The 2,144-nt window shown below is 72.5% G+C and carries 2 protein-coding genes and 1 pseudogene; 1 reads left to right on the top strand and 2 read right to left on the bottom strand.

The genetic code is table 11. The annotated features are described in order from the left end of the window. Positions 1–241: pseudogene (locus PROKR_RS28670) on the bottom strand (SAM-dependent methyltransferase); the annotation flags it as partial. Positions 242–389: 148 nt separating this feature from the next. Here PROKR_RS28670 and PROKR_RS28665 point away from each other — a divergent pair. Next, positions 390–1,271, top strand: a complete 882-nt coding sequence (locus PROKR_RS28665) for an LLM class F420-dependent oxidoreductase (protein ID WP_036970866.1) — start codon at positions 390–392, stop codon at positions 1,269–1,271. A gap of 35 nt (positions 1,272–1,306) precedes the next feature. On the opposite strand, the gene PROKR_RS28660 is transcribed toward PROKR_RS28665, so the two are convergent. Beyond that, positions 1,307–1,978, bottom strand: coding sequence for a GAF and ANTAR domain-containing protein (locus tag PROKR_RS28660; protein ID WP_084800754.1), 672 nt, complete (start codon positions 1,976–1,978; stop codon positions 1,307–1,309). Positions 1,979–2,144 lie beyond the last annotated feature (166 nt).

Genomic DNA, 2,144 nt, shown 5'->3' with positions numbered 1-2,144 from the left:
CCGCGAGCGCGGCGGGGATGGCGGCGTTGCCGGAGCCGGCCCCGACGTCGAGCACCCGGTCGCCGGGGCGTACCCCGACGGCGTCGACCAGGATCGGGCCCAGGGCGGGGACCACCTCGGCGGCGACGGCCGGGTAGTCGCCGAGCGCCCAGAGGGCGCGGTGCTTGGTACGGACGGCGGCCAGGACCTCGGGAGGGACCTCGGCCGGGACCTCGGGCCGGACGTCGGCGGTGTCGCTCATGGGGCTGCTCCTCGGCTCGGTCCCCCCGCGCTCCCAGTCAACGCCCGGTCCGGGGTGCGTACCACCACAGGGGGCGAACCTCACCCGGCGTCGTGGCAGTTCACGACAGTCGCGTCAGAGTCTGACAACCGGTGCTAGGGTCGTTCGTATGGATCTTGGGCTGCACTACTACACGTTCACCCACCCGGAGTGGGAGACCACCCTGGCCGATCGCCTCACCGAGACCGCGCAGGTCGCCGACGAGGGCGGCGTCAACCTGCTGACGGTCATGGACCACTGGTTCCAGATGATCGACGCCGGCGGGCCGTACGAGCCCATGCTGGAGGGCTACACCACGCTCGGCTACCTGGCCGGAGTCACCACGAACGTCCGCCTGAGCCTCCTGGTCACGGGCGTCACCTACCGGCACCCGGGCCTGCTGGCCAAGACGGTGTCCACGCTGGACGTGCTCTCGCGCGGGCGCGCGGTGCTGGGCATCGGGGCCGCCTGGTACGACCGCGAGCACGCCGGTCTCGGCGTGCCGTTCCCGTCCACGGCAGAGCGGTTCGAGCGCCTGGAGGAGACCATCCAGGTCTGCCGGCAGATGTGGTCTCAGGACGACGGCGCCTTCGACGGCAAGCACTACCAGCTCGCCGAGACGATCAACCTGCCGCAGCCTCCGCGCGGCACCGTGCCCGTCATGATCGGCGGGGGCGGCGAGCGCAAGACGCTGCGGCTCGTGGCCGAGTACGGGCAGGCGTGCAACCTGTTCGGCGCGGCCGGCGACGAGGCGCTGGGCGTGGTGCGGCACAAGCTCGACGTGCTGCGCGAGCACTGCGACCGGCTCGGCACCGACTACGACGCCATCGAGAAGACGATGCTCTACCAGGGCGACCCCAGGGGGGACGTCGACGCGTTCCTCGCCGACATGGAGCGGTACCGGGCGCTCGGGATCAGCCTGGTGAGCCTCATGCCGACGCCGTACGAGAACCCCGTCCCGTGGGCGACCGGCCTGGTCGAGAAGGTCGTGCCCCGGCTGAGCGAGGTCTGACCGGTCAGGGGCGGCGCGGCGCCTGGGCGTCCCGTTCAGGCGCCGGGCTGCTCCTCGGGCGCGGGCGCGTCGGTGACGACCAGGGCGCGCAGGATGGTCTCGGCCACGTCGCGCTGCGTCACGTTGCGGTTCTTGGAGGCGGACTCGATGATTCGCCTCGCCTCGCTCTCACTGGTGTCGTTGGAGTGCATGACGGCCCCGACGGCGCGTTCGACGGCGGCGGCGTCGGAGAGCTGGCGGTAGAGGCCCGCGGTGGCGTCCTCCAGCTCGGCGAGCTCCAGGTTCAGGGCGACCACGGACGCGGCGAGCTGTGCGTAGCCGTCGGCCGCGGTGAGGAGCTCGTTGTTCCAGGGGTCCGGTGCGCGGGAGTACAGGTTCAGTGCGACGGCGACGTCCTTGTTGACGAAGGCGGGGACCGCGAGCGCGGAGACGAAGCCCTCGCGCAGGGTCTGGGCTCGCCAGGCGTCCCAGCCCGCCGACTCGGCGACGACCGGCACGACCTGGACCGTTCCCAGGTGGATGGAGTCGATGCAGGGTCCGGTCTCGGCCCGGGCCTCCGCCTGGTCGCACCGGGCGGCAGCCACGGTGCTGCTGCCCGCGGCGACGGAGACCCCGTGCTCCTGGAAGATGATGCTGGCCTCGAGCCCGGAGCCGAGCACCGTGGCGGCTCGGCGGGCGAGCTCGAAAGGCGTCGTCGATATTCTCATCGTCTCGGTCCCATCTCTGGTGGACCGTGCCGACGCCCGACGGTCGAGGGGTGCCGGCCTGGCCGACCGTGGTCGGGGCGGTCGTGCGACCACGGTACGCGGCCTGCGGCGGGAGCGCGCGAAGGCGGGCCCCGGCCTCGTCAGGGCATGACCGCGAGGTCGCCGG

The sequence above is a fragment of the Promicromonospora kroppenstedtii DSM 19349 genome (assembly GCF_000515355.1).
GTDB classification, from domain to species: Bacteria; Actinomycetota; Actinomycetes; order Actinomycetales; family Cellulomonadaceae; genus Promicromonospora; species Promicromonospora kroppenstedtii.
The sequence above is the reverse complement of the archived record's forward strand: the minus strand, read 5'-3'. Positions and strand labels throughout refer to the sequence as shown.

What these genes read in the sequence shown, in the direction of transcription:
- PROKR_RS28660 (WP_084800754.1), bottom strand. Translation starts at nt 1,978, where the DNA reads ATGAGAATATCGACGACGCCTTTCGAGCTCGCCCGCCGAGCCGCCACG.
- PROKR_RS28665 (WP_036970866.1), top strand. Translation starts at nt 390, where the DNA reads ATGGATCTTGGGCTGCACTACTACACGTTCACCCACCCGGAGTGGGAG.